The organism is Streptomyces sp. NPDC017940 (genome assembly GCF_044328435.1).
Lineage (GTDB): Bacteria > Actinomycetota > Actinomycetes > Streptomycetales > Streptomycetaceae > Streptomyces.
In genome coordinates, this window is the sequence record NZ_JBIRHJ010000018.1 from 15,539 (window position 1) to 41,558 (window position 26,020).

At 72.7% G+C, this 26,020-nt stretch carries 23 protein-coding genes, 7 tRNA genes, 1 pseudogene and 1 riboswitch; of the genes and pseudogenes, 16 read left to right on the plus strand and 15 right to left on the minus strand.

Going from position 1 to position 26,020, the window contains the following annotated elements; translation table 11 throughout:
• Positions 1-149: 149 nt before the first annotated feature.
• From ACH4DX_RS34650 to ACH4DX_RS34665, 4 genes are all read left to right on the plus strand, one after another.
• The gene (locus tag ACH4DX_RS34650; protein WP_398123523.1) at positions 150-1,595 is read left to right on the plus strand and encodes an MFS transporter; all 1,446 of its coding nucleotides are present in this window, start codon (positions 150-152) and stop codon (positions 1,593-1,595) included.
• A gap of 140 nt (positions 1,596-1,735) precedes the next feature.
• Positions 1,736-2,926 (plus strand): L-2-hydroxyglutarate oxidase, encoded by a 1,191-nt coding sequence (gene lhgO, locus ACH4DX_RS34655; RefSeq protein WP_398158031.1) that lies wholly within the window; start codon positions 1,736-1,738, stop codon positions 2,924-2,926.
• A 320-nt stretch (positions 2,927-3,246) separates the two neighbouring features.
• Positions 3,247-4,107 (plus strand): tRNA (guanosine(46)-N7)-methyltransferase TrmB, encoded by an 861-nt coding sequence (trmB, locus tag ACH4DX_RS34660; RefSeq protein WP_398158032.1) that lies wholly within the window; start codon positions 3,247-3,249, stop codon positions 4,105-4,107.
• Between the two features lie 59 nt (positions 4,108-4,166).
• Positions 4,167-5,561 (plus strand): PrsW family intramembrane metalloprotease, encoded by a 1,395-nt coding sequence (locus ACH4DX_RS34665; protein WP_398158033.1) that lies wholly within the window; start codon positions 4,167-4,169, stop codon positions 5,559-5,561.
• 16 nt (positions 5,562-5,577) lie between these two features.
• Here the strand turns inward: ACH4DX_RS34665 and ACH4DX_RS34670 are convergent, their stop codons facing one another.
• From ACH4DX_RS34670 to ACH4DX_RS34705, 8 genes are all read right to left on the minus strand, one after another.
• Positions 5,578-6,522, minus strand: a complete 945-nt coding sequence (locus ACH4DX_RS34670) for an aldo/keto reductase (protein ID WP_398123519.1) — start codon at positions 6,520-6,522, stop codon at positions 5,578-5,580.
• A gap of 85 nt (positions 6,523-6,607) precedes the next feature.
• Positions 6,608-7,708: a M23 family metallopeptidase gene (locus tag ACH4DX_RS34675; RefSeq protein ID WP_398158034.1), complete on the minus strand. Its 1,101-nt coding sequence runs from the start codon at positions 7,706-7,708 to the stop codon at positions 6,608-6,610.
• 11 nt (positions 7,709-7,719) lie between these two features.
• Positions 7,720-7,854: riboswitch (cyclic di-AMP (ydaO/yuaA leader) on the minus strand.
• 231 nt (positions 7,855-8,085) lie between these two features.
• Positions 8,086-9,180 (minus strand): PP2C family protein-serine/threonine phosphatase, encoded by a 1,095-nt coding sequence (locus tag ACH4DX_RS34680; RefSeq protein WP_398158035.1) that lies wholly within the window; start codon positions 9,178-9,180, stop codon positions 8,086-8,088.
• A 503-nt stretch (positions 9,181-9,683) separates the two neighbouring features.
• Complete coding sequence (locus ACH4DX_RS34685) at positions 9,684-10,976, minus strand: MFS transporter (RefSeq protein ID WP_398158047.1); 1,293 nt, start codon at positions 10,974-10,976, stop codon at positions 9,684-9,686.
• Between the two features lie 23 nt (positions 10,977-10,999).
• Positions 11,000-12,124 carry a PLP-dependent cysteine synthase family protein gene (locus tag ACH4DX_RS34690; protein WP_398158036.1) on the minus strand — a complete coding sequence of 375 codons (1,125 nt, stop codon included), beginning with the start codon at positions 12,122-12,124 and terminating at the stop codon, positions 11,000-11,002.
• 106 nt (positions 12,125-12,230) lie between these two features.
• A complete protein-coding gene (locus ACH4DX_RS34695; RefSeq protein WP_398123516.1) occupies positions 12,231-12,590 on the minus strand; it encodes a hypothetical protein in 360 nt (119 codons plus the stop codon).
• Between the two features lie 197 nt (positions 12,591-12,787).
• Positions 12,788-12,861 (minus strand) — tRNA-Met (locus tag ACH4DX_RS34700).
• A gap of 90 nt (positions 12,862-12,951) precedes the next feature.
• Positions 12,952-13,182: a hypothetical protein gene (locus ACH4DX_RS34705; RefSeq protein WP_398158037.1), complete on the minus strand. Its 231-nt coding sequence runs from the start codon at positions 13,180-13,182 to the stop codon at positions 12,952-12,954.
• Between the two features lie 97 nt (positions 13,183-13,279).
• On the opposite strand from ACH4DX_RS34705, the gene ACH4DX_RS34710 reads away from it, so the two are divergent.
• Both ACH4DX_RS34710 and cutA read left to right on the plus strand, forming a co-directional pair.
• Positions 13,280-14,530 carry a helix-turn-helix transcriptional regulator gene (locus tag ACH4DX_RS34710; RefSeq protein WP_398158038.1) on the plus strand — a complete coding sequence of 417 codons (1,251 nt, stop codon included), beginning with the start codon at positions 13,280-13,282 and terminating at the stop codon, positions 14,528-14,530.
• A 396-nt stretch (positions 14,531-14,926) separates the two neighbouring features.
• Positions 14,927-15,250 carry a divalent-cation tolerance protein CutA gene (gene cutA / locus ACH4DX_RS34715; RefSeq protein WP_398123513.1) on the plus strand — a complete coding sequence of 108 codons (324 nt, stop codon included), beginning with the start codon at positions 14,927-14,929 and terminating at the stop codon, positions 15,248-15,250.
• On the opposite strand, the gene ACH4DX_RS34720 is transcribed toward cutA, so the two are convergent.
• On the minus strand, positions 15,247-16,551 hold the full coding sequence (locus ACH4DX_RS34720; RefSeq protein WP_398158039.1) for a helix-turn-helix domain-containing protein: 1,305 nt from the start codon (positions 16,549-16,551) through the stop codon (positions 15,247-15,249). The genes cutA and ACH4DX_RS34720 overlap by 4 nt on opposite strands.
• A gap of 178 nt (positions 16,552-16,729) precedes the next feature.
• Between ACH4DX_RS34720 and ACH4DX_RS34725 the strand changes: the two genes are divergently transcribed.
• Genes ACH4DX_RS34725 through ACH4DX_RS34735 form a run of 3 tightly spaced genes read left to right on the plus strand, consistent with a single transcriptional unit; the run spans position 16,730 to position 17,891 of the window.
• Entirely contained in the window at positions 16,730-17,239 is a 510-nt protein-coding gene (locus tag ACH4DX_RS34725) for a hypothetical protein (protein ID WP_398158040.1), read from the plus strand.
• A complete protein-coding gene (locus tag ACH4DX_RS34730) occupies positions 17,236-17,439 on the plus strand; it encodes a hypothetical protein (RefSeq protein ID WP_398158041.1) in 204 nt (67 codons plus the stop codon). The genes ACH4DX_RS34725 and ACH4DX_RS34730 overlap by 4 nt, the downstream gene beginning before the upstream one ends.
• The gene (locus ACH4DX_RS34735) at positions 17,427-17,891 is read left to right on the plus strand and encodes a hypothetical protein (protein ID WP_398158042.1); all 465 of its coding nucleotides are present in this window, start codon (positions 17,427-17,429) and stop codon (positions 17,889-17,891) included. The genes ACH4DX_RS34730 and ACH4DX_RS34735 overlap by 13 nt, the downstream gene beginning before the upstream one ends.
• Before the next feature lie 63 nt (positions 17,892-17,954).
• On the opposite strand, the gene ACH4DX_RS34740 is transcribed toward ACH4DX_RS34735, so the two are convergent.
• From ACH4DX_RS34740 to ACH4DX_RS34760, 5 genes are all read right to left on the minus strand, one after another.
• Positions 17,955-18,161: a helix-turn-helix domain-containing protein gene (locus ACH4DX_RS34740; RefSeq protein WP_398123453.1), complete on the minus strand. Its 207-nt coding sequence runs from the start codon at positions 18,159-18,161 to the stop codon at positions 17,955-17,957.
• A gap of 275 nt (positions 18,162-18,436) precedes the next feature.
• A tRNA-Lys gene (locus ACH4DX_RS34745) sits at positions 18,437-18,509 on the minus strand.
• A gap of 180 nt (positions 18,510-18,689) precedes the next feature.
• Positions 18,690-21,026, minus strand: a complete 2,337-nt coding sequence (locus ACH4DX_RS34750; protein WP_398158043.1) for a DEAD/DEAH box helicase — start codon at positions 21,024-21,026, stop codon at positions 18,690-18,692.
• Between the two features lie 246 nt (positions 21,027-21,272).
• Positions 21,273-21,866 carry a hypothetical protein gene (locus tag ACH4DX_RS34755; protein ID WP_398158044.1) on the minus strand — a complete coding sequence of 198 codons (594 nt, stop codon included), beginning with the start codon at positions 21,864-21,866 and terminating at the stop codon, positions 21,273-21,275.
• A 202-nt stretch (positions 21,867-22,068) separates the two neighbouring features.
• A complete protein-coding gene (locus ACH4DX_RS34760; RefSeq protein ID WP_398123450.1) occupies positions 22,069-22,419 on the minus strand; it encodes a metallopeptidase family protein in 351 nt (116 codons plus the stop codon).
• Between the two features lie 82 nt (positions 22,420-22,501).
• Here ACH4DX_RS34760 and ACH4DX_RS34765 point away from each other — a divergent pair.
• From ACH4DX_RS34765 to ACH4DX_RS34780, 4 genes and pseudogenes are all read left to right on the plus strand, one after another.
• Positions 22,502-23,940: pseudogene (locus ACH4DX_RS34765) on the plus strand (metallophosphoesterase).
• Between the two features lie 81 nt (positions 23,941-24,021).
• Positions 24,022-24,094: transfer RNA gene (locus tag ACH4DX_RS34770), tRNA-Glu, on the plus strand.
• Between the two features lie 37 nt (positions 24,095-24,131).
• Positions 24,132-24,206 (plus strand) — tRNA-Asp (locus ACH4DX_RS34775).
• Positions 24,207-24,235: 29 nt separating this feature from the next.
• Positions 24,236-24,312, plus strand: a tRNA-Phe gene (locus tag ACH4DX_RS34780).
• A 155-nt stretch (positions 24,313-24,467) separates the two neighbouring features.
• Here ACH4DX_RS34780 and ACH4DX_RS34785 read toward each other — a convergent pair.
• Entirely contained in the window at positions 24,468-24,887 is a 420-nt protein-coding gene (locus tag ACH4DX_RS34785; RefSeq protein WP_398158045.1) for a MarR family winged helix-turn-helix transcriptional regulator, read from the minus strand.
• Between the two features lie 55 nt (positions 24,888-24,942).
• Here ACH4DX_RS34785 and ACH4DX_RS34790 point away from each other — a divergent pair, with 55 nt between their 5' ends.
• The 3 genes from ACH4DX_RS34790 to ACH4DX_RS34800 all read left to right on the plus strand — a co-directional run bounded on the left by ACH4DX_RS34790 (position 24,943) and on the right by ACH4DX_RS34800 (position 25,752).
• Positions 24,943-25,470 (plus strand): DUF6790 family protein, encoded by a 528-nt coding sequence (locus tag ACH4DX_RS34790; protein WP_398158046.1) that lies wholly within the window; start codon positions 24,943-24,945, stop codon positions 25,468-25,470.
• Between the two features lie 104 nt (positions 25,471-25,574).
• Positions 25,575-25,649, plus strand: a tRNA-Asp gene (locus tag ACH4DX_RS34795).
• A gap of 29 nt (positions 25,650-25,678) precedes the next feature.
• Positions 25,679-25,752, plus strand: a tRNA-Phe gene (locus ACH4DX_RS34800).
• Positions 25,753-26,020: the final 268 nt, after the last annotated feature.

Here is a 26,020-nt window from a genome sequence, read left to right on the forward strand (position 1 = left end):
TCGGCCAAGTGCTCTTGCGGCCGGGGAGGGACCGTGGTGCACGTCACGCCGACGGTTCCCGAACCCAGTCGCTGTCCCCGGGAGAACACAGCACGAATGCCGCGCGGTCCAGCCACTGCCCGGCAGCCGTCTGTGTCGAGGGGTGGCGCATGTCCAGGGAGCAACGCGGGCCGAACGAGAAACTCGGCACCGTTCTCGCCCTCGCGGGAATCAGCAACGCGGGACTCGCACGCCGGGTCAACGACCTCGGCTCCCAACGCGGGTTGACGCTTCGTTACGACAAGACATCGGTGGCCCGGTGGGTGTCCAAGGGCATGGTGCCGCAGGGCGCCGCCCCGCACCTCATCGCCGCCGCCATCGGGCAGAAGCTCGGCCGCCCCGTGCCGCTGCACGAGATCGGCCTCGCCGACGCGGACCCGGCGCCCGAAGTGGGCCTCGCCTTCCCGCGCGACGTCGGCGCCGCGGTGAAGTCGGCCACCGAGCTGTACCGCCTCGATCTGGCGGGCCGCCGCACCGGCGGCGGCATCTGGCAGTCCCTCGCGGGCTCCTTCGCGGTCAGCGCGTACGCCACACCCGCGTCCCGCTGGCTCATAACCCCGGCCGACAGCTCCGTCGCGCGCGACGCCTCCCAGGACGGGCCACGCGACACGGCCCACCAGGACGACGGCGGACCGCCGATGAAGGTCGGCCACAGCGACGTGCTCAAACTGCGCGAGGCCGCCGAGGACGCCCGCCGCTGGGACTCCAAGTACGGCGGCGGCGACTGGCGTTCGTCCATGGTCCCCGAGTGCCTGCGCGTGGAGGCGGCACCGCTGCTCCTCGGCTCGTACTCCGACGAGGTCGGCCGCGCGCTCTTCGGGGCCAGCGCCGAGCTCACCCGGCTCGCCGGCTGGATGGCCTTCGACACCGGCCAGCAGGAGGCCGCCCAGCGGTACTACATCCAGGCCCTGCGGCTCGCCCGCGCCGCCGCCGACGTGCCCCTCGGGGGGTACGTCCTCGCGTCCATGTCGCTCCAGGCGACCTACCGCGGCTTCGGCGACGAGGGCGTGGACCTCGCGCAGGCCGCGCTCGAACGCAACCGCGGGCTCGCCACCGCCCGCACCATGAGCTTCTTCCGCCTGGTCGAGGCACGCGCGCACGCGCGCGCCGGCGACGCACCGGCCGCCGGAGCGGCGCTGCGGGCCGCCGAGGGCTGGCTGGAGCGGGCCAGGGACGGCGACAACGACCCCTCGTGGCTCGGCTTCTACGGCTACGACCGCTTCGCCGCGGACGCCGCCGAGTGCTACCGCGACCTGAAGGCGCCACGGCAGGTCCGGCGCTTCACCGAGCAGGCCCTGTCCCGGCCCACCGAGGAGTTCGTGCGCTCGCACGGGCTGCGGCTCGTGGTGTCCGCGGTGGCCGAGCTGGAGTCGGGGAACCTCGACGCGGCGTGCGAGCAGGGCGTGCGCGCCGTGGAGGTCGCCGGACGCATCTCCTCCGCGCGCACCACCGAGTACGTCAAGGACCTCCTGCACCGGCTCGAACCGTACGGGGACGAGCCACGGGTGGTGGAGCTGCGCGAGCGGGCACGGCCGCTGCTCGTCGCGCCCGCCTAGCCCGCCGGGGGCGGCGGCCCACCGCGTGTGTGCCGCACGCCTCAGTGCCGCCCCTCCGCCGGCAGGTTTGCGGACGTTGTCAGTGGTGCAGGGCAGTATCGGGGGCGGGAGGTGCAGAGGTGAGGGGTCGGGGTGCAGCCGTGACGTACGACTGTGACGTGCTCGTGGTCGGCGGCGGGATCGTCGGGCTCGCGACGGCGTATGCCCTCACCCGTGCCCGCCCCGGCACCCGCGTCACGGTCCTGGAGAAGGAGCCGGGCCCCGCCCGCCACCAGACGGGGCGCAACAGCGGCGTCATCCACAGCGGGATCTACTACCGCCCCGGCTCCCTGAAGGCCCGGTACGCCGTGCGCGGCGCCGCCGAGATGATCAAGTTCTGCGCGGAGTACGGCATCGCGCACGAGGTCACCGGCAAGCTGATCGTCGCCACCGACCGCGCCGAGCTGCCCCGCCTGCACGCCCTGGTCCAGCGCGGCCGGGAGAACGGCATCCCGGTCCGCGAGCTCGGCCCCGCCCAGATAGCCGCGTACGAGCCGTGCGTGCGCGGCCTCGCCGCCATCCACGTGGGCACCACCGGCATCTGCGACTACGGGGCGGTGGCGGCCCAGCTCGCCCGCGCCTCCGGCGTCGAGGTGCGCTACGGCGCCCAGGTCGTGCGGATCGACCGGCGCGCGGACCTCGGCGTCGCGGTGCGCACCGCCGCGGGTGACGTCGTGCGCGGGCGGGTCCTGGTGAACTGCGCCGGGCTGCACTGCGACGGCGTCGCGCGGATGACCGGCGACGACCCCGGCATGCGGATCGTGCCCTTCCGCGGCGAGTACTTCACCCTCGTCCGGCCCGGGCTCGTGCGCGGCCTGGTCTATCCCGTCCCCGACCCCGCCTTCCCCTTCCTCGGCGTCCACCTCACCCGTGGCATCGACGGCGGGGTGCACGTGGGGCCGAACGCGGTGCCCGCGCTGGCCCGCGAGGGGTACGACTGGTCCGTCGTCCGGCCCCGCGAGCTGGCCGGGACGCTCGGCTGGCCCGGGTCCTGGCAGCTCGCCCGGCGGCACTGGCGGTACGGCGCCGGGGAGCTGCGGCGCTCGATCTCCAAGGCGGCCTTCGCCGAAGCCGTGCGGCGGCTGCTGCCCGCCGTGCGGGAGGAGGATCTAATGCCCGCGGCGGCCGGGGTGCGGGCGCAGGCCGTCCTGCGGGACGGGACGCTCGTCGACGACTTCCTCTTCCGGGAGTCGGCGCGCGCGGTGCACGTCCTGAACGCGCCCTCGCCCGCGGCCACCGCTTCGCTGCCCATCGGCAGGGAGGTGGCCCGGCGGGCGCTGGCCGCGCTGTAGTCCTTGCCGGGGGGCTCCCCCATCCCGCCCCTTCCCGAAACCGGGGCTCCGCCCCGGACCCCGTTGTCGGCCTGCGGCCTCGTCCTCAATCGCCGGACGGGCTCAAAAACTCTCGCCGGTGCGGCGAAGTCACCACCCGACCGGCACGGATCCAGCCCGTCCGGCGTTTGAGGACGAGGCGCGGAGCGCCGATACGGGGTCTGGGGCGGAGCCCCAGGATCGGCAAGGGGTGCCCGCGCGCGGAGCGCGCTGATGGCTACAGCGGGGAGCCCCCGGCAAGGCTCACGCCCGCCCGCATCCCCGACTAAAATCGACGCACTGTGTCTGAGAACTCCCGCCCGAAGGGCACCCCCCGCTTCCCCGAAGGTCCCACCCCCGACCCCACGGGGTCCCAGTTCGAGCGGCGGATCCGCAGCTTCACCCCGCGCCGCAGCCGCGTCACCACCGCCCAGGGCGACGCCCTGCGCCGGCTGTGGCAGGTGTGGGGCCTGGACATCGACGGCAAGGACGTCCTGGACCTGGCCGCGCTCTTCCGGCGGCCCGAGCCGGGGGCCCCGCGCCCCGTCGTCCTGGAGATCGGCTTCGGCATGGGCGAAGCCACCGCGCAGATGGCCGCGGCCGACCCGGACACCGACATCCTCGCGGTGGACGTGCACACCCCCGGCCAGGGCAACCTGCTCAACCTCGCGGAGCGCAACGGGCTGAGCAACGTCCGGGTCGCCAACGGCGACGCCGTCATCCTGCTGCGCGAGATGCTCGCCCCGGAGTCCCTGGACGGCGTCCGCGTGTACTTCCCGGACCCCTGGCCCAAGGCCCGGCACAACAAGCGCCGCCTGATCCAACCGGAGTTCCTCTCCCTGCTCGCCCCCCGCCTGAAGCCCGGCGGAGTGCTGCACTGCGCCACGGACTGGGAGCCGTACGCCGAGCACATGCTGGAGGTCCTGACCGCGCACCCGGACTTCGAGAACACCCGGCAGGACGGCGGGTTCGCGCCCCGGCCCGACTTCCGGCCGCTCACCCGGTTCGAGGGGCAGGGCCTCAGGAAGGGCCACGTCGTCCACGACCTGCTGTTCCGCCGCGCGGCCACCCTCACGGAGCGCCCGGAACCGGACGTCCAGGCCCCCGCGGCCCCCCAGGACCCCCAGGGCTCCCGGAACCCCGCGAACCCGGCAGACGGCTGAGACCCAGGGCCCCCGAGGCACCGTCGCGGTCCGCCGCAACCCTCGTTACTGTCGAAGCCGTGGCCACCAGTCCCGCGTACCCGACCTACCCGGCGCCGCCCGCCGGGTCCGCGGGGACCGCGGGAAACCGGCATCCGCGCTGGTGGCAGCGGGGGGCGCTCCGGGCGGGCGCGCTCGTCACGCTGCTCGCGCTCTCCGGTCTGGTGATCCTCGCCCTGGTGCGCGAGCAGACGGGGACCGAGGGGTTCCTGGTCGGGCTCGGCCTCGCCACCCTGCCGGTGCCGCTGCTCGTCGCCGCGTTCCGGTGGCTGGACCGGGTGGCTCCCGGGCCCCGGCGGAACCTGGTGTTCGCCTTCGCGTGGGGGGCCTGCGCGGCCGCCCTGATAGCGATCGTCGCGAACAGCTTCGCGACCCAGTGGATAGCCACCGCCACCGCCGACCCGTCGAGCGCCGACACCCTCGGCGCGACCGTCATAGCCCCGGTCGTCGAGGAGACCGCCAAGGCCGCGGCCGTACTGCTCGTCTTCCTCTTCCGCAGATCCGACTTCACCGGTGTCGTCGACGGCTTCGTCATAGCGGGCGTCACCGCGACCGGCTTCGCCTTCACCGAGAACATCCTCTACCTCGGCAACGCCTTCGGCACCGACCAGCTCAGCGGCGAGACCGGCCTCGCCTCGGTGACGGCGGCGACCTTCTTCGTCCGCGTCGTCATGTCGCCGTTCGCGCATCCGCTGTTCACCGTGCTCACCGGCATCGGCTTCGGCATCGCCGCCCTCAGCGGCGAGCGGCACACGGCCCGCCGGGTGCTCCTGCCCCTCGGGGGGCTGCTGCTCGCGATGGGCACGCACGCCTTCTGGAACGGCTCGGCGAGCTTCGGCGAATACGGCTTCTTCGTCGTGTACGCGACCTTCATGCTGCCGGTGTTCGGGCTGCTCACCTGGCTCGCCGTCTGGCTGCGCCGGCGCGAGCTCGCCCTCGTGCGGGCCGAGCTGCCCGCCTACGTGGTGGCGGGCTGGCTCACCGCGGCCGAGCCGTTCGCGCTCGGCTCGATGCGCGCGCGGACCCTCGCCCGCGACCACGCCGCGTACCACCTGGGCAGAGCCGCGGGCCGTGCCGTCGTCGACTACGAGACGTACGCGACCTCCCTCGCCCTGCTGCGGCACCGGGCCCACCGCGGCCGGGCCGGCGCCGACTTCGTCGTACGGGAGCGGGAGCTGCTCGACGCCCTGTGGGAGCGGCGCGAGGTGGCGCGCCCCGCGCTGGCGTACGCGGCCCGGGCGACGGCGCCCGTCGTGCTGCCGCTCCCGTACGCCGCGTACGGTCCCTTCCCCACCGCGTACGGGGTGCCCCGTACCGCGTACGGAACGCCGCACGCGCCGTACGGGCAGCCCCACGCCGGGCACGGGTCCCCGGCGGGCCCCGTCCACCCCTCGTCCAACCCCTACCGGACCTGAGGCCCGGCCGTCGCGGTCATGCCGACGCGGCGGTCAGACGGGACAGTTCGTCCCGCGTCAGCTCCAGGTCGGCCACCGCGAGCAGCGCGGGAAGCTGTTCCACGGAGCGGGCGGAGGCGAGCGGCGCGGCCACCGTCGGCTGGGCGGCGAGCCAGGCGAGGGCCACCGTGGCGTGCTCGGCGCCGCGGTCCGCGGCTATCTCGTCGAGGGCGGCGAGGACGCGCTGCCCGCGCTCGGTCTCCAGGTGCTGCGCCGCTCCCCCGGCCCGTGCGCTGTCGACCTGGGTGCCCTTGCGGTACTTGCCGGTCAGGAAGCCCGCGGCGAGCGCGTAGTAGGGCACGGCCGCGAGGCCCGCGCGGGACGCGACATCCTGGAGGGGGCCCTCGTAGGTGTCGCGCGAGACGAGGTTGTAGTGCGGCTGGAGGGCCACGTACCGCACGAGGCCCTCGCGGTCGGAGAAGTCCAGGGACTCCTGGAGGCGTTCGGCGGTGATGTTGGAGGCCGCGACGGCCCGCACCTTGCCGGACCGCACCAGGTCGTCGAGGGCGGTCAGGAACTCCTCGACGGGCACGGACGGGTCGTCGTAGTGCGTGTAGTACAGGTCGATGTAGTCGGTGCCGAGGCGGCGCAGCGACTCCTCAGCGGCGGACTTGATGGTGCTCGCCGAGAGGCCCTTGTAGTCGGGGTGGCCGCCGACCTTGGTGGCGATCAGCACGTCGGAGCGGTTGCCGCGCGCGGCGAGCCACCGGCCGATGACGGTCTCGGACACGCCGCCCTCGTTGCCGGGCGCCCACACCGAGTACACGTCGGCGGTGTCCACGAAGTTGCCGCCCGCCGCGGTGTAGGCGTCGAGGACCGCGAAGGACTGCTGCTCGTCTGCGGTCCAGCCGAAGACGTTGCCGCCGAGGGCGAGCGGGAAGACTTCGAGGTCGGAGGAGCCCAGGGGGCGAAGAATGGTCATGGGGAGATCAACACGCACACGGAGGCGGTAATTCCGGCGGCCCTGGCGTCGGGGGGTTGTCGCCAGGGCCGCCGAAGCCCGGGTGTTACGGGTTGAGGCCCTTGCCCTGGAGCCAGCCGAGCGGGTCGACGTTGGCGCCGCCGCTGGTGTGGACCTCCAGGTGGAGGTGCGGGCCGGTGACGTTGCCGGTGGCGCCGACGCGGCCGATGACGTCGCCGGTGGTGACCTTCTGGCCGGCGCCGACGCTCAGCGAGGACTGGTGGCAGTACCAGATCTCGGTGCCGTCGTCGAGTTCGAGGATGGTGCGGTAGCCGTACGCGCCCGCCCAGCCCGCTTCCTTGACGGTGCCTGAATGCACGGCCTTGAGCGGGGTACCCGTAGGGGCAGCGAAGTCGAGACCGGTGTGCTGACCGGAGGACCACATGGAGCCGGAGACACCGAAGTGCGAGGTGAGGGTGTACGAGGAGGTGGGCAGTGAATAGCTCTTGGCGAGCTTGGCGAGGCGCTCCGCCTCGGCCTTCTTGCGCGCGGCCTCTTCCTTCTTCCGCTTCTCCTCGGCCGCCTTGGCCTTGGCTTCGGCCTGCGCCTTCGACTGCTGGGCCTTGGCCTGCTCGGCGGCCTTGCGCACGGCCGCGTCCTCGGCCGCCTTGCGCACGGCGTCGTCCGCCTGGCTCTGCTGGTTCTCGGCCTGCTGCATGATGCGGGCCCGCAGTGCCTCACCGGCGCCGGTGGTGCCCTGCTCGGCGTCGGCGGCGCTCACGCCCGCGGAGCTGAGGGGCGCGGCGGCCGCGACGGTGACGGTGTCCTCGGGCGCGTCGTCCGACAGCAGGGCGCCCACGCCCGGCAGGGACCCGGCGTCGGGCAGCGAGTCCGTGACCGCCGACATGTCCGGCAGGGCTATGGAGACGGGCGGCTTGCCGCCCTGCGCGGTGGCTATGCCGCCCGCGCCGACGGCCGCGATGACGCCGACGCCGAGGACGGTGGAGCTGCGGGCGAGGCCGCCGCCGCCCTTCTTGTGGATCCGGTGCCGGCCGCGCACGGGGCGGACGGACTCGGCGGTGGGGTTCCACTCCTCCCACGGCTCCTGCGGGGCGTACCCGCCGAATCCGGTCGGGGCTTCGGGCCCTTCGACGGATTCGCCGTTCGGTACATAGAGCGCTTCGGGGGCAGGCCGGTTGGACGCCACTGGGGCGCACTCCTTTCCTTCCTTTCGCCTACCGGGTTAGCTGACGGGTTCGGAGCAGGAAGGTCTCCTACGGGCACGGATCATGCCCGATTCACCCCAATGTGGTGGTTCCCCGGCTCCCTTGCGGGATTAGGCGTGTGCGCACGGAGCCGACTTGAGTGTCGACTGGGACGACCGCGCTGCGTTATCGAACGTTAATAGACAGCGGGTCGGTATTCCAAGCTGTTCCGGCTGATCGTTAAACGCTTACGCCACGAACACAAGGGACATCTGCGGTGTGAGTGGGGCGAGTTGAACGGTGGTCATGACCCAGCGCAGCGATACGGCCCCCGCGGATCGGCTGATGCCGCGTCAGCCGTTGTGCGGAGGGACGCCGTTCAGTCACCGGCTGTGACGGGTCGTCGTACGGCGAGCAGGGCCATGTCGTCCGTGGCGCCGTCCACGGTGTGGGCGCGGACGTCGTCCACGAGGGCGGCCAGGAGCGCGTCGGGGCCGCCGGGGCCGGGGAAGACGCGGCCGCCGAGCCGTACGGCGGGGTCGAAGAACTCCCCCTCCGCGTTCCTGGCCTCCGAGAGCCCGTCGGTGTAGAGCAGCAGTGTGGCACCGGGCGGGAACTCGACGCGGTCGGCGCGGTCCGGCCAGGTGCCGAGGTCCCCCATGCCGAGCGGCAGCGCGGGCTCGGCCGGCGTGAGCACGCACAGCCGCCCGTCGCCGCGCAGGACCAAGGGCTCCGGGTGCCCCCGGTTGATGATCCGTACGATCCCCTCGCCGCCCCTCGGGACCTCCGCGAGCACGGCCGTGGTGAACCCCTCGAAGGCGTCGAGGCCGTCCCGCCGCATGCCCTCCCTGGCGAGTGCCCGCTCCAGGCGCTGCGCCACCGCCTCCAGGGTCGACTCCTGCTCGGCGGCCTCCCGGAAGGCACCGATCACCACGGCGACGGCGGCCACCGCGCCCATGCCCTTGCCGCGTACGTCACCGACGATGACGCGTACGCCGTGCGGGGTGTCCTGCACGGCGTACAGGTCACCGCCGATGAAGGCGTCGGCCTGCGCGGCCTCGTAGCGCGCGGCGATGTCGAGGCCGCCGATGCGGGGGTCGGGCTGCGGGAGCACCGCGCGCTGGGCCGTCTCGGCGATGGAGCGTGCGGAGGCGAGGCGGGCGTCGCCGCGGCGTACGACGCGGTTGATGACGACGGCCAGGACGCCGACGGTCAGCATGGTCAGGAACTCGGTGACCACCTCGACGTCGGCGCTCGCGCCGTCGCCGCGCAGGCGCAGGCCGATCACGGCCGCGCAGGACATCGCGGCGACCGCCACGGTGGTGCGCAGCCGGAAGAACGGGGCGGTGATCAGGGGGGCGGCGGCGAACAGCGGGGACGCGGTGAACTCGGGCGGGGTGAGCGCGTCGAAGCAGATGCCGACGACGAGGAGCAGCGGGGGCAGCGCCCTGACGAGGGCGCGCTCCCGGGGCACGTTCCGCGCTCCCCCGGGACCGCGCCCCGCACCCGAGCCCCGCACACCACGGGCCCCACGCCCGGCACTGGAGCCACGCCCGGCGCCGGAGCCACGCCCAGCACCGGAGCCATGCCCAACACCCGAGCCACGCCCAGCACCAGAGCCGCCCCCGGCCCTCGTACCCCGCACACCACCGGCCTCATGCCCGGCACCGGAGTCCCGCCCACCACCGGCCCCACTCTCGGCACCTACGCCCCGCTGACCACCTGCGCCGCCCGACTCACTTCCCGCACCCGAGCCCCGCCCGCCGCGCGCATCGCTCGGCCCCCCACCACGCACAGCAACCACCACCGCTCCGCTCTCACCTCAACCCGTGCCGCCTCGGCCCACCCAGGCTTCCCGCAGCGGCGCCGGGAGGCGACCTGGTGTGGGCCGAGTGGGTTAGGGGTCGCCGGTGGTGGAAGGCGCCCGGGGTGCGGGGCGAGCGGGTGGGCCCGGCGTGCGCCCCGGGCGCGTACGTGTCAGGTGGTGTCACCTCCGAGCGCCGGTACGGGTGCCGTGAGCCGGCCCGACCGCCCCAGCGCACGCAGGGCCAGCGCGCAGCCCGCGCCAAGGGCGGCGAGCACCAGCCACGGCACGGCGGGCAGCCCCCGGCTCTCCCCCAGGTCGAGCAGGGCGCCCATGGCGAGGTTCCCCGCCGTGATCCCGACGCCGCACACCGTGTTGTAGAGGCCGTAGTGCGTGGCCACCCACCGCTCGCGGGCTAGCGAGACGACGGTGTCCATCTCGAAGGGGTAGAGCACGGCGTTCGCGGCGGCGAGCGCCGCCGCGCACAGCAGCAGCACGGTGACGCCCGCGTACCCGGGCCCGCCGAGCGCGGGCGGCAGGAACGCCGTACCCATCAGGCCGAGCCCGGCGACCAGGCACTGCTCCCGCGTCCACGTCCGCTTGCACCAGTCGGTGATCCGGAGTTGGCCCACTAGGGCGACGAGCCCGGACACGACGAACAGCGCGCTGGTCGCGACGGTCGTGGAGGTCCCCCCGCCGAGCAGCCGCTCCACTTCCAGGGGCAACGCCAGGTACACCTGGAACGACAGGACGTACGACCCGGTCATGGCGAGCGAGAACAGCCAGAACGGCCGGTTGCCGAACACCGCACGCCACTGCCCGCCCCCGGCACCGGCACCAGCACCGACGCCGTCACCGTCGCCGTCGCCGGAGGAGCCCGCCTCCCCCCGCCGCACCGGAAGCCGCAGCACCTGCACCACCGAGAGCACGGCGAAGAGGACCGCCGCCACCGCGCAGGTCAGCTTGAAATCCACGCCGGTCAGGGCGAGCCCGACGAGCGGACCGAGCAGGATGCCGGTCTGGTAGAAGACGTTGAACAGCGCGAACGCCTCCACGCGCCGCTCCGCCGTGCCCGCTTCGGCGGCGACGTACGCCCGTACCGCCGGATTGAACAGCGCGCCCGCGAGCCCGGTCGCCGCCGAAGCCGCGATGAGCACCGGCAGTGTCTGCGCGAAGGCGAGGGCGGCGAAGCCCGCGGTGCGCAGGGCGCAGCCGGCCACGATCATCGGCTTGTACCCGAGCCGGTCGGCGAGCGCCCCGCCGACCAGGAACATCCCCTGCTGGGAGAGGTTGCGCACGCCGAGCACCAGGCCCACCGCCCAGGCGGCGAGGCCGAGGTCGCCGGAGAGGTGGGCGGCGAGGTACGGCATCAGCATGTAGAAACCGAGGTTGATGCTGAACTGGTTGACGAAGAGCAGCTGCACGGCGGGCTCGAAGGCCCGCACCCGAGCCCGGACACCGCCCACCGCGCCCACCCGGCTCCCGGCGCTCACTGGGCACCCGCCCCCGCCGGAACCCCGGCCTGCCCGCCCGCCGCCCCCGCGTCCCCGCGGGCCCCGGTGCGTGCGCGCCGCTCGGCCCGCCACCGGCTCCACTCGACGATCCCCTCGCCGGGCCCCGCGACCTCCCGCGGCTCGTCGGGGACGGAGCCCGCGCCGCCGAGCAGCCCCCGCTCGTGGCAGTACTCGTCATTGAAGACGGTGTCGAAGTACCGCTGGGGGCCGTCGGGGAAGACCGCGGCGACACGCGTCCCGCGAGGCCGCGTACGCGCCAGCCAGCCCGCGACGAGCGCGACCGCGCCGACGCTCCAGCCCCCCGTGGCGAACTGCCGCCCGGCGAGCCGCCGGGCACTGCGCACCGCTTCGGCCGGGCCCACCCAGTGGACCTCGTCGAACGCGGCGTGGTCGACGTTGCGCGGATGGATCGAGGAGCCGAGCCCGCGCATGAGCCGGGGGCCCGCGGGCAGCCCGAAGATCGTCGAGGCGACGCTGTCGACGCCGACGAGTTCGAGCCCGGGCAGGGAGGCGGCACGCAGGGTGCGCGCGATCCCCGCGGAGTGCCCGCCGGTGCCGACGGCGCACACCAGCACGTCGAACTGCCCGATCTGCTGGACGAGTTCGGCGGCCAGTCCCCGATAGGCCTCCGGATTGTCGGGGTTGTGGTACTGGTTCGGGCACCAGGCGCCCGCGAACTCGGGCCGCTGGAGCAGAGCCTCGACCCGGTCGACCCGGGCCTGCTGCCAGCCGCCGACGGCACCGGGTTCGCGTACGAGGTGGACGCGGGCGCCGTGCGCGACCAGCATCCGCTCCACGATGGGTTCGAGGCCGGGGTCGGTGACGATGTGCACGGGGTGGCCGTAGTGCACGCCCGCGAGGGCCAGGCCGAGCCCGAGGGTGCCGGACGTCGACTCGACGACGGGCGCGCCGGGCCGCAGTTCGCCGCGGGCGCGGGCGCGTTCGACCAGGTGCAGGGCGGCGCGGTCCTTGATGCCGCCGAAGTTGAAGCCTTCGAGCTTGGCCCAGTAGCCGCGGCCGCCGTCGGGGGCGGGTTCGTCGATCCAGAGCACGGGCGTGTTGCCCACGGCCGCCGCCGCGGGCTGAAGCTTTCCGATCATGGGGGTGCGTCCTTCGGTGCTTCGGTACGTGGATGGGGGGTGGCTCGGGGTCCGCGCGGCCGGGGCGTACGAGGTACGCGCCGGCGCCCGGGGACCGCGGGGCCCCTCAGTTCCGGTCCACTCCGATGGCGACGAGGAGTCGTTGGCCGAAGGCGGGGCACGGGGGTCCGTCCCGGGATGCGGCCGCGGCCCCCGGGGCCGGGGCGGGGGGCGCCAGGTCGTCGGCGCCGCGGTCACCGCTCCTGCCGCCGCCCGCGCCTTCGGGCCGCTCCCGGTCGGCGGGCTGGGCGGCGAGGGCGGCGCCGTGCGCGGAACCGGCGTGCTCGCCGTGCGCGGGGCCGGGGCAGACGTGGTGGGCGGGGGCGGCGGCGGCCTGGCTCGTGGCGGCGAGCCCGTGCGGCCCGTGGCACACACCGGCGAACAGCGCGCAGATGGTCAGCAGCACCACTGACAGCACGTACCGCACCCGACTCATGGTGACCGCAACGCTACGCACGGCACACGAGTCAAGGCAAAGGCCGCCGGGGACAACGGCGCGAAAGGGCAGCACGAACAGCCGAAAGCCACCGGAAGGAGCCGCCGGAACCGGAGCCCGGGCGCCGGGGTGGGCCCCACATGCCGAAGGCCCGGAATCGATGAACGATTCCGGGCCTTCGGTTTCAGTAGCGGGGACAGGATTTGAACCTGCGACCTCTGGGTTATGAGCCCAGCGAGCTACCGAGCTGCTCCACCCCGCGTCGGTGAACCCAACAGTACGCCATGCGGGACGCGGATAGCGAATCGGTTCCCCGCGGCCCCGCGACCGGTGTGCCGCCGACGGTCCGTTCTCACGCGGACACGCGGCACCGGCGCCGGTGGTAGCCGTACGTCAGGGCGAGGATCAGCGGCCCCCACAGCGCCATCAGGCCACTGACGGCGGCAGCGAGCAGCCGCCACCAGGCGCTGGTGTACGGGACGTCGGAGAACCCCGCGAATCCCGCCTGCGCAGGAACTGCCTCCCCCGTGCGGCGGAGGCGGGTCGCCCTGCGGAGCGAGGGGTCCACTGAGACGTCGACCACCGTCAGCCAAGACCGGGGGTGAGAGACGTCTCACATGAGAAGGGCCCTGCCCAATACCCTGACAGTGACGAGCTGTTCAGGGAGGGGCAAGGCCGCGATGTCTTCAGACGCTACCTCGGACCCATACGCCGACCCGCTGCGCTTCGGCCAACGCGTACAGATCCTCCGCGAACGCCGCGGGATGACGCGGCCCCAGCTGGCCGACTTCGTGGGCGTCTCACCGCACACCTTGAAGAAGATCGAGAACGGTCAGCAGCAGGCCCCCGGCCTGGCGATGGTGCTGCGCATCGCCGAAGCACTGCGAGTGGGCGACCTCGCCGACCTGACAGGCCGTCCCGATATGCACGTCGATCTCTTCGCGGGACCCGGCCACCCCCGGCTCCCTTCCGTCAAGGCCGCGGTCGACTCGTTCGCGTTCTCCTCCGCGGTCGAGCCGCCCCCCGTCGCGCACCTCGACGCGCGCCTGCACGCGGCATGGACAGCGCGGCATCAGGCCCGCAACCACCGGGACGTCATCGGCAAGTTGCTTCCGGACCTCATCCGTGACAGCCGGGCACTCGTGCGCCACTCGGACAGCGCCGCCGAGCGTCGGGCCGCGCAGGCCCTACTCGCAGAGGCGTACAGCCTGTGCCAGTTCTTCGTCGCCTACCAGCCAGACCCGAGCCTGCTCTGGCGAGTTGCTGAACGCGGCATGACCGCAGCGCAGGAATCCGAGGACCCGCACACGATCGGCGTGGCGGCCTGGCTGCTGGCGCAGGCACACCGAGACAGCGGACAGCGTCACTTCGACGCAGCCGACGCCGTCACCCTCGAAGCCGTGCGCTTCCTCGAACCGCTTCTGCCCGACGCCTCGGATGATGTCCTGGCCATCGCGGGTGCTCTCCAGTTCGAGCTCGGTTACACGGCAGCCCGTCGGCGAGAGACCGGGACGGCATGGCGGCACTGGGACAGAGCGAACGACATGGCCAAGGGTCTGCCGCAGGGCTACTACCACCCGGTCACCAGCTTCAGCCGCGCCGTCATGGGCGCGCACGCGGTGACCGTAGCGGTCGAACTCCACCAGGGTGGCGAGTCCGTTCGCCAAGCGGCGAAGGCCGACAAGGCGGTCATCAAGTCGCTGCCTCGTCGTGCTCGGCACCGGATCGAGGAAGCGCGTGGCTTCCAGCTCGACGGACAGCCGGACGTCGCCATCGCCACGCTCCAGAAGGCGTACGAGGCGGCGCCGGAGACGATCGCGTACAACGGGTACGCGCGCCGGATCATCCTCGAAGAGGTCGAGTCGAAGCAGGCCGAGCGGCGCCGTCGCGCTTCTGAGCTGGCCGTACGGGTCGGCATCTTGGCTGCTTGACGGAGGGACCGGAATCCGGTCCTCCCTCAGTGGGGCGCGCCCTTACGGTCACTGCTGTGAGGCAGATCACCGCGACCGTGAGGGCGTCCTGATGAGCGACAGGCATCTGATCACTGAATGGCTGGCGCAGACCGACTCCGACCCAGGCGCGGTCTACCGCGCGTGGGCGAAGGACGGCATCGCCCTGCTCCCGCTCGGCCGCCGCTTCGACGCAATCCGCGTCCCGTGCGAACGCATCCACGCCGCCGTCGGCAGCGACGACCCGCAGACAGTCGCCACCGCCCTGCGCTCCTGGCTCGACGGCCCGGTCATCCGGGACCTGCGCAACAGCACGGGGCCGTACTACGTACTGATCGAAGCCGCTTCGTCATGTCCGGACGCCGATACCCTCGCCGCATGGCTGACTACGTGCAGGTATCTACCGCCACCGAGAACCGTGACCAGGCCGTCGAGTTGGCGCGCACCGCCGTGCGCGACAGGCTCGCCGCAGGCGCCCAGATCATCGGCCCCGTCACCTCCGTGTTCTGGCACAACGGAGAGTTCGGCACCGGAGAGGAATGGCAGCTGCTCATCAAGACCACCACCGACCGGTATCCGCAGTTGGAGAAGCACCTGCTGGACAATCACCCGTGGCAGAACCCGGAGGTCTGCGCGGTACCGATCGTGGCCGCCCCGGACGCCTGTCTGGAGTGGATCCGTTCGTACACCGCCGCGGACTAGAAGCGGGCCTGGTCGAGCACTTCGGCGACCGCGGGCAGCGCCCGGTACCGGCCCGCTGACAGCTCTGCCAGGACCGGCTTCAGCCGTCGCCTTGGCCGCACCGACGCCACGCCGTCCGACAGAACCAGTGCGCGGCTGGTCACGACTGCTGCCTGCTCTGCTTCGCCCGCTGTGAGGTAGGCCTGCGCGAGCCATGAGGAGTACAGGGCCTTGTCCCGTGCGTGGCTGTCGTTGTACCGGGCCAGGGCCTGCTCCAGCACGGGCACCGCGCGCAGCGGGCGGCGCAGCTCTGCCCAGCACCGGCCCGTCATGATGTCCAGTTCGGTGCGGTCCACCCACGTCGCCCAGTCCGGCTGCGGCTGCCCGTCGGCTGCGGCCAGCGCTTCGTGGGCTGCGACCAGGGACCGCTCTGCCTCGACCGGCATGGCGGCGACAGCGCACGCCCATGCCCGCCGCTCGTGCAGCAGCGCGCGCACGCTGGCGGGTGTGCGGCCGTCGATGGTCTCCGTGGACCGGCTCGCGATCTCCGCGCCTGCCCGGCGGTCTCCGCCGAGCCGCTGGTACGCGAGGAACGCGAGCGCGTTGCCCACCAGCGCCGGGGCCCCCGCGTCGAGCGCGGCCACCCGGCTCGCCTCATACAGACTCGTCGCGTCCGCCTCACGTCCACCGTCGAACGCCGCCCATCCGGCCTGCTGTGCCTGTTCCGCGAGGACGGACAGCAGCGCACGGCCGGTGGTCTCGCTATAGGTCGCATCGCGCAGAAGCTTCTTCGTGGCCTGGTACTCTGCCGTGTACACCCTGTACGTGTCGCCACCGCCGAGGATGTCGTCGAGGCGCCGCAGCCGCGCGGTGCGCTCGCGCAGGCAGGTGACCTCGGCGGGGCCGATCCTGCCGGGCGGGCGGGCGAGGTAGGCCGGCATAGTGGCGGCGAGTCCGGCGACTCCGAGGAAGTGGCGGCGCAGCAACTCCTCGTCCACCTCCGCCCCTGCCCCTGCCGAGGCGTTCGGCCCCGTCTCCCACGGCCGTTCGGCCAAACCCACCAGGCGCCCAGGGATGCGCAGCGCATCGCAAATCTGAGCGATCTTTTCGAAGGTTGCCACCTTGCCCCGGCCTCGCGCCAGGGTCCCGACGCGGTCGGGCTTGATGTCGCACTCGGCCGCGATCTGCGAGTAGCTGATCCCTGCACGCTTTCGGGCCAGACGGAACACGGTCCCGAAGTCGTGGCGGGCAGCTGCTGCGCGCAGCTCGCTGTCACCCACGAGCCATGCCGGGAGGGCTGTCGGCGGCGTGTATCCGGTCATGAGCTGCACTCTTCCGTGCGGTCGCAGCCAGCGGCGGCGGATCCAGGAAAGCTACCCATCATGGGTATACCCGCGCTGGGGATGAGGGCTTGCGGGTGCTCCCACGACAGTTGGCAGCAAAGCACCCCGGCGACCGTGCGACCGGCCCCGGGGCGTGGCCGACTACGAAGGAGTCGACGTGGCCGACACTACGGGCCGTCCGCCGCTGCCGGAAAGCAGCGCACGGGAGCAGGCACTGGACCGAAGCGGCATCGCCAAATGGCTGGCGCAGACCGACTCCGACCCAGGCTCGGTCTACCGCGCGTGGGCGAAGGACGGCATCGCCCTGCTCCCGCTCGGCCGGCGCTTCGACGCAATCCGCGTCCCGTGCGAGCGCATCCACGCCGCCGTCGGCAGCGACGACCCGCAGAAAGTCGCCACCGCCCTGCGCTCCTGGCTCGACGGCCCGGTCATCCGGGATCTCCGCAACAGCATGGGGCCGTACTACGTACTGATCGAACCGGACGCCGTATGGGAAGGCGCCGAGGAGTGCCTCCGTCTCGAGACGTATCTGGGCGTGCCCCGCCCCGGTGTGCTGTCCCTGCACGCGCACTGGGTCGTGACCCCCGCTCGCCCCGGGTATCTGTGCGACCCCTCGCACCTGGCCGCGCTCCTCGCCACGGCCGAACCGCTGGAGGTGGAGTCGTGAGCGCCATGGCGGCGGAGCTCGACGCCGCGGCGGCGCGGGTCTACGCGACGTACATGGGACACCTGCACGCCTGCCCGCCCTGTCGGCGCATGGACTACTGCCCGAAGGGGACCCGCCTGCGCCGGGCGTGGAACGCCGCACGCGGCGCCGCCGTCAGGGCCCACCTGAACCGCACGGGAGGCACCCGATGCGGGACGTGACCGAACCCCTGCACCTGTACGTCGTACCCGGCGCCGCTCTCCTCGACGTGCAGCAGAACGCAGGCAGCGCCTGCGCATGGTGCACGCGCACCCTGCGACCGGGGCAGGGCATCAACCTGGGCGGCTCCGGCAGCTGGCTGCCCCACGCCTGCCGCGACTGCTACGACGCCCAGACACGCGCGCTCGCCACCTACCTCGACTGGCACGACCACGCCGCCCAGTGCCCCCTGTGCACGATGGACCCGCCGTGCATCACCGCCCGCGCCCTCGGCCACGCCCACCTCGACGCACTGGCCCGGGCGAAGAAGCCGAAGGCGTTCTGCTCGCACTGCCACCACACGGTCGAGCCGGACACCTTCCGGCCCTACCTGTTCATGGGGACGACCGGGATGCTGTTCAGCTACCTGCACCTGGAACGGTGCCACGCCCGCCCACGGGGCAGGGACTGCTGAACCCCCAAACGCCCGTCCGCTCCAGGCACCCCCGGCAACGGAGCGGACGGGTTCATGAGTACGTCAGCGGACGAGGTCAGCGAGCGGGACGCCGAGCGCGTCGGCGATGCGGACGAGGTTGTCCAGGAGCGGGCTGGCGTGGCCCTGTTCGATCCGGTTGATCGACTGCCGATCGAGTTCCGCCAGTTCGGCCAGCCGCTCCTGCGTGAGATTCGCGTGGAGGCGCGCGGTGCGGATGCGCTCACCGACGGCTCGGCGAGCAGCGAGCACTCGCTCGGACGGTGGGGCTGGCACTCCTCCCACAGTTGTCGGATCATGCAAGCGCGTCTGTACAGCCGACCGTACATTTTTGGATCAAGCTCCCGTCGCCAGCTTGGAAAGGCAGCGCGGCGGGTGAGGGCGGCCCCGTGGGACTCCGGTCCGGCGGGGTCGCTTCTTCATGATCGCTGACATTTCGGCCGAGCAGGGGCCGAGCTAACGATCACTGGGCCCCCTGAACACGCCGCAGGCCCAGGTCGCGTAGCCGCTGACCTGGGCCTGAGCCGTAGACCGTGTGGGACTCGAACCCACAACCAATGGATTAAAAGTCCACTGCTCTGCCAATTGAGCTAACGGTCCTCGCCGACAGGACGTCGGCACCCCCATGAGCATAGCCGGACGGGCCTCGGCTTCCGATCGGGTATCGCCGACCGGGTGCCCGCGCGTTCCTCGCGGGGGCGCGGGAAGAACGGGGAAGGCCCGTACGACGGGGTGTCGTACGGGCCTTCACTCGTTGCTGCTCGCTACCGCGGGCCTGCGTCAGCCGTTGCGCTTCCAGCGCGGCTTGTCGTCGCGGCGGCCGAAGGAACCGGTGCCGGAGCCGGAGCCGCGGTTGTAGGACGGGCGGTCGTGGCCGCCGGCGCGGTGGCCGCCGGAGGGGCGGTCGTCGCGGCGGTCACGGTTGAACGGGCGGTCGCTGCCCCGGTGACCGCCGGACGGGCGGTCGTCACGGCGGAAGCCACCGCGGTCGTCACGGCGCTCGAACGGGCGGCCGCCACGGTCGTCACGACGGTCGCCGCCGCGGAAACCGCCACGGTCGCCACCGCGGTCACCGCGGTCGTCACGGCGGTCGCGGTTGAAGCCGGAGCCGCCGCGGTCGTCACGGCGCTCGAAGGGACGGCCGCCGCGGTCGTCACGACGGAAGCCGCCACGCTCGCCACCGCGGTCGTCACGGCGGAAGCCGCGGTCGCCACTGCGGTCGTCGCGGTTGAAGCCGCCACGGTCGTCACGGCGGTCGTCGCGACGGAAGCCACCGCGGTCGTCACGGCGCTCGAAGGAACGGCCACCGCGGTCGTCACGACGGTCGTCACGGCGGAAGCCACCACGGTCACCACCACGGTCGTCGCGGTGGGAGGGGCGGCGCTCGTAGTTGCCGCGCTCGTCCCGGGCGGGACGGCGCTGCTCGTACGACGGACGGTCCTCGCGGGCCGCCGGGCGCTCGGGCGCGGACTGCTCCGGGACCGACGCCACGGCGGGCTCGGCCACGGCCTCGGCGGGGGCCTCGGCAGCGGCGGCGGCCTCGGCGACCGCGACGGCGGGGTCCTCGCCGCGCTCACGGGCGGCGCGGGCGGTCAGCCGGTCGGCCTCGTCGCGCAGCTCGGCGGCGCGGCGCTGGGCGCGCTCCAGCTCCTTGGTGAGGTCGCGGACCTCACGCTCGGCCTGGCTCGCGGCGTTGCCCGCGGAGTCGGCCTGCACCTCGGTCATGGAGCGGGCGCCGGTGATCTCGGCGACCTCCGGCTCGAAGGTGCCGCCGCCGTTGATGATGTGGCGCGAGGCGTCGACGCCCGCGTCCTCCATGAGGCGGAAGATCTGGCGGCGCTGGTGCGGCAGCGAGAGGGACACGACCGTGCCGGAGCGGCCCGCGCGAGCGGTGCGGCCGGAGCGGTGCAGGTAGTCCTTGTGGTCGCCGGCCGGGTCCACGTTCAGGACCAGGTCGATGCCGTCGACGTGGATGCCGCGGGCGGCGACGTCGGTGGCGACGAGGGCGTTGACGTAGCCCTCCTTGAAGTCCGCGAGGACGCGCGTACGGGCGCCCTGCGTCATGCCGCCGTGCAGGGCGTCGGCCTTCACGCCGGAGTCGCGGAGCTGCTCGGCGATGCGGTCGGCGCCCAGCTGGGTGCGGACGAAGATGATCGTGCGGCCCTTGCGGGCGGCGATGGCGGCCGTGACGGGCGCCTTGTCGCGGGGCTTCACGATCAGGATGTGGTGCGTCATGGTCGTGACGTTGCCCTGGGCGCTGTCGACCTCGTGCGTCACCGGGTTGTGCAGGTAGCGCTTGACCAGCGTGGAGATCTCGTTCTCCATCGTGGCCGAGAACAGCATGCGCTGGCCGCCGGCCGGGATCTGGTCGAGCAGCTCGGTGACCTCGGGCAGGAAGCCGAGGTCGGACATCTGGTCGGCCTCGTCGAGGACGGCGACCTCGACGTTCTCCAGGGAGCAGGCGCCGCGGTTGATGATGTCGCGAAGGCGGCCCGGGGTGGCGACGAGGATGTCGACGCCGCGCTCCAGGGCGTAGATCTGGTTGCCCATGGACGTACCGCCGCAGACGACCTTCATCTTCAGGCCGAGGACGTCCCCGTAGGGCTGGAGGGCGTCGGCGACCTGCATCGCCAGCTCGCGGGTCGGGGTCAGGATGACCGCGCGGGGCTTCTTCTTCTCGGTGTGGCCCTCGGCGAGGCGCGCCATGGTCGGCAGGCCGAAGGAGAGCGTCTTGCCGGAGCCGGTGCGGCCGCGGCCGAGGATGTCCTTGCCGGCCAGGGCGTCCGGGATGGTCGCGGCCTGGATCGGGAAGGGGGTGTGCACGCCGTTGCGCGCGAGCTTGCGCACGACGCCGTCGGGCAGACCGAGGTCACCGAAGGTGAGGCCGGGCTCGGCGTCGTCCTCGGCGGCGTCGGCGGTGGCCGCGGCCGCGTCGGCCGGGGCCTCGGAGACGTCGGCAGCCGGGGCCTCGCCCTGGACGGTCGCGACGGACTCGACGGACTCGATGGGCTCGACGGTCTCGATGGGCTCGACGGCCGCTACGGACTCGACGGGCTCGGTGGTCTGGTTCTCGTCCTGGACCTGGGCAGCCTGAACGTCAAAACTGGAAATGGACATGCGAAATGCGAAACCTTCCGGAGTCTCGGCACGCGCCCACAACTCCGTGATTTCGCAATGGACCGCCTCTATGCGGTCAGCCACGGCAAGGGAGAGTACGCGCCACGCGGCGCTCTCTTTGGCGGCGCCGGGCAAATGGGATCAAACGATCTACCACCATACGCACCCCCCACCCCATATGGCAAACGCCCACCATATCGGGGCTTCACATCCCCCACCAGCCTTCGCCGAGCACCCGTCTCCCCACTAGGCGGGACCGGCGTGCGGAGAGGGCTCCCCCCGCCCCGCGCGCTCCCCCACCCCGCCGTGCGCGGACGAGGAGGGCTCGGGCGGTGTGGGGGTGGGCGTGGGGGTGGGCGTGGGGGTCGAGGGCTCGGGCGGGGGCGTGCTGCGGGTGGGCGCGGGGCCCGGACGGGTACGGGTGGGGGTGGGGCGGCCGCCGGTGGGGGTCACGCTCGAACCACCGCTGTTCCCGCCGCGCGAGGGCTCGCCGTCCACGGCGGCGCCCTTGCCGTGGCCGGCGGCGGTCTTCTCGCCGTCGCCGCCGCGGTCCCCCCGCCCCCGCTTCCCGTCCCTCCCGTCCTTGCCGTCCTTGCCGTCCTTGGCGCCCTTGCGGCCCTTGCCGTCGCGTTCCTCGCGGCCGCCCTCGGCCCCGGGGCCGCGCGCTCCCCCGGGACTCACGGACCCCCCGTCGGGGACGACGTCGCCGCTTCGCTCACCGGCGGACCGCGCGGGGGCGGGGGCACCGCTCCCGTCGTCGCCGATGCTCATACAGCCCGTGGTCGCCGCGACGGCCACCGCGGCCGCGGCCCACCTGACGGTTACGTACAACTGGCGCACGGCCGAGCACCTCCGAGGGCGCTGGGGGAAGGGACGCCCTGCCCAACTCCCGCGCCCTGCGGGAGGACACGGACGGGGACGGCTCCGCCGTGGAGCTGTGCTGCGGCTCCGGCCCCGGCCCAACCCCGGCCCAGGTCCAACCCCGGTCCGGCCCCGGCCCCGCCCCACGTCCAGCCCCGGCGTCACCGCGCCCGGCGGCAGGTCAGCCGTAGCCCAGGGCGTGGAGCCGGTCGTCGTCGATCCCGAAGTGGTGGGCGACCTCGTGCACGACGGTGATCTCGGTCTCGGCGACCACGTCCTCGCGGGACTCGCACATCCGCAGGGTGGGCCCCCGGTAGACGGTGATGCGGTCGGGCAGGACCCCCGCGTACCACTCGCCGCGATCGGTCAGCGGAGTCCCCTCGTACAGACCGAGGAGCTCGGGGTCGTCGCTGGGCGGCTCGTCCTCGACGAACACCGCCACGTTGTCCATGAGCCGCGTCAGCTCAGGGGGGATCCGGTCGAGCGCCTCGGCCACCAGTTCCTCGAACTCCTCGCGCGTCATCTCCAGCACCCGCCCATTGTCGGCCACACCCGGCCTCCCCCACCTCCCCGGAGGGGGCATGGTGGCGGGCGGGCACGGGCATACGGGCCCAATGGGGCGCGAAGTGCCGGTCGTTCTACGAAAGCTGAGCAGCCTGCGCGGGGCGCCGACAGCTCTGGTACGCCGCTGCCGCACAGGCCACCCACCACCGACGGCGGACCTCACCCGCGCCCCGCACCCGTTCGGCCGCGCGCTCGGCCTGGTGGCGGTGGTGGTGCTCGGGGCCTGGCTCGGCCTGCTGGTGGTGGGCAGTGTCCGCACCTCGGTGGGGCCGATGGACACCCGGATGCAGCTGCGCCCGTCCCTGACCGGCGGAACGAAGATCGACGTGTCCCCGCTCGGCGCCCTGGAGCTGAACTCGCACGTGGCGCCGATCCGCCTGGACGTCGAGGTGGACCGCCTCGACCCGGTGCGGTCGGAGGCGCTCGTGGACCACCCGGAGCGGATCTCGGGGATGCAGGAGGAGGTGGCCGAGGACGTCGCGCACGGGACGCTCGACCTGGCGGTACGGTCCTGCGCCGCCGTGGTCGCGGGCGCGACGGCACTGGGCCTCGCGGTGTACCGCAGGCCGCGCAGGGCACTGGCGGCGGGCGGTCTCGCGCTGACGCTCCTGGCGGCGTCGGGAGGGGTGGCGTACGCGACGTGGAACCCGAAGTCGGTCCTGGAGCCGAAGTTCTCCGGGCTGCTCGGCAGCGCCCCCTCCGTCGTCGGCAACGCCCGCAGCATCGTGAGCGAGTTCGACGTCTACCAGCGGGAGTTGGCGCGCCTGGTGACGAACGTGACCAAACTGTACGACGTGACATCGACGCTGCCCGCGTACGAACCGGACCCGTCGACGATCCGCGTGCTGCACGTGTCGGACATCCACCTCAACCCGGCGAGCTGGAAGATCATCTCTTCCCTCGTGGAGCAGTACGAGATCGACGTCATCGTGGACTCCGGGGACACGATGGACCACGGGACGGCGGCGGAGAACGCGTTCCTCGACCCGATCGAGGACCTCGGCGCGCCCTACGTCTGGGCACGGGGCAACCACGACTCCCGCACCACCCAGAAGTACCTCGGGAAACTCAAGAACACCCACGTCCTGGACGGCGGAAGGCCGGTGGACGTCGCGGGCCTGCGGTTCGCGGGCATCGGGGACCCCCAGTTCACACCGGACCGCTCGGAGAAGCAGGAGGGGGAGGAGGTGCAGGAGATGGCGGGCACCGACCTCGCCACGTCCCTGTTCGCCGAGGCGGCGAAGGGCAGGCCGGTGGACGTGGCGGTGGCGCACAACCCGACGGCCGCGAGGAAGACGGACGGGGCGGTGCCGCTGGTGCTCGCGGGGCACGTGCACCACCAGGAGATGGAGGTCATGGAGAAAGGCACGCGGCTGCGATCAAGCTGGGCGGCCTCGGCCTCACGAAGGCCGAGGTCAGCCGCCACCTCCCCAAGGAGAACCAGCCCGGCGCCGACCCCTCGACGCCCCCGCCGGCGCCGCCCTCGTAAACCGTTTTGGCGATCCCTCCTCCCATCCCATATGCTTCTCACGTCCCCGACGCGCTGCAAAGCGCCCACGGCGGGCCCTTAGCCCTCATCGTCTAGTGGCCCAGGACGCCGCCCTTTCAAGGCGGTAGCACGGGTTCGAATCCCGTTGGGGGCACGCAACACCATGTGCAGTGTTCGTTTCTGCACAGCTTGGTCCTGTGGAGCAGTTTGGAGTGCTCGCCACCCTGTCAAGGTGGAGGCCGCGGGTTCAAATCCCGTCAGGACCGCTTGCGATTTCCGCTCGCGGAAATCGCGTGGCTGGGTAGCTCAGTTGGTACGAGCGATCGCCTGAAAAGCGATAGGTCGCCGGTTCGATCCCGGCCCCAGCCACCACTTCGAGAACGCCCCGGACGGCATGCCGTCCGGGGCGTTCTCTTTGCATTGCATCCCGGCGAAGACCCACCCAGGGCGACAACGGCCCCCTTCGCCCGCGAGCCACAGCTTGTGGGCGAACGGAACCATCAGACTCTCTACTCCTGGCGGCGCACTCAGTCGGACGCGAGGAGATCGGCCAGCCGGAGGGTGTCTTCGAGATAGCGGTCGTAGGGAAAGCCCGCGGCGACGAGTGCGGCCCGGAACTCCTCGTCGAGCGGCTTTCCCGTGGCGTGGAAGGCTGCCCGGCCGGCCTCGGTGAGCCGGACAAGCCGCCGCCGCGCGTGCTCGGGGTCGACGGTGATCTGCACCAGGCCGCCCGCCCGCAGCGGCCCCAGCGCCCGGCTGATCGCCGGGTCGGACACCGAAAGGGCCTGCGCGAGCCGGTGCTGCGTCGTCGGCTCGATGTCCTCCAGCGTGCCGAGAAGCCGGATCTGGCTGTAGGTCAAGCCGTCGGGGCCGTCGGTACGCCGCCGGGCCGCGTCGCCGAGCAGCAGGACCACTCGGTGCAGCAGGTCTGCGAGTCCGTCATCCACAGCACCACTGTACCCGACTCTTGCGAGGTTAATATTAACCTGTTAAGACTGACTCATGGGCAACCTCTCCTACCTCGCGCAGTCCGCGTTCCCCCTGGTGTGGCTCCTGGTGCCGACCGTCGGAGCCTGCATCCGAACCCGCCACGCCTCCTCCCCTCAGCAGGCGCTGGAGACCTGGCAACGCTGGTGGGCCATCGGCGCCTTCGGCTGCGGCAGTCTGTGGATGACGGTCGCGTTCCTCGGCGCGCCGGACGTCATGGCGACGGCGATCGGCTTCGACCGGACGCCCTTCATGTTCGAGATCGCCTTCGCCAACCTCGGCCTGGCGGTCATGGGCTTCCGGGCCGCGTCGGCATCCGCGCGCGAGCGCATCACCATCGGGCTCGGCGGTGGGATGTTCCTCTGGGGAGCCCTGGCCGGCCACGTCTACCAGTGGTTCGCGGGCGGTGACCACGCCCCCGGCAACACCGGCGGGGTCCTCGTCAACGACCTCCTGATCCCGGCAGTCATGATCATCCTGGCCGTGCGCGCCCGACGCCTTGAGCCGACCACGCCCCGGCCGGCCACGCGAGCCGCCGCCTGACATAGCCTGGAACCGCGTGCCGCTGACTGTCCGTGCCGCCCTGGGGAGCCCGCGCATCCCGTTGGGAGCAACACCTGTGCGAGACTGGTGCTCGCACGAAGCTTGGTCCTGTGGAGCAGTTTGGAGTGCTCGCCACCCTGTCAAGGTGGAGGCCGCGGGTTCAAATCCCGTCAGGACCGCTTGCGAATTCCGCTCGCGGAAATCGCGTGGCTGGGTAGCTCAGTTGGTACGAGCGATCGCCTGAAAAGCGATAGGTCGCCGGTTCGATCCCGGCCCCAGCCACCTTTCCCGAAGGCCCCGCCCACCTGGACGGGGCCTTCGGCGTATCCCCCCGGGGGCTGGGCTGTGCCCTTCTCCCTACAGAACGGGCACCCGGCGGTGGACCAGCCGCCTACAGCGGGAGGGGGCGGGCCAGCGGGCGGCGGAAGTCGCACGGGCCGCACAAGGCACCGAGCCGGGCCGCAAGTGGCACGGAGCCGCAGACGCTGAACGCACGGGAGGGGTCGTGGCGGGATGACCGAGCGCAGCGTGCCAAGCAACACACTGACGG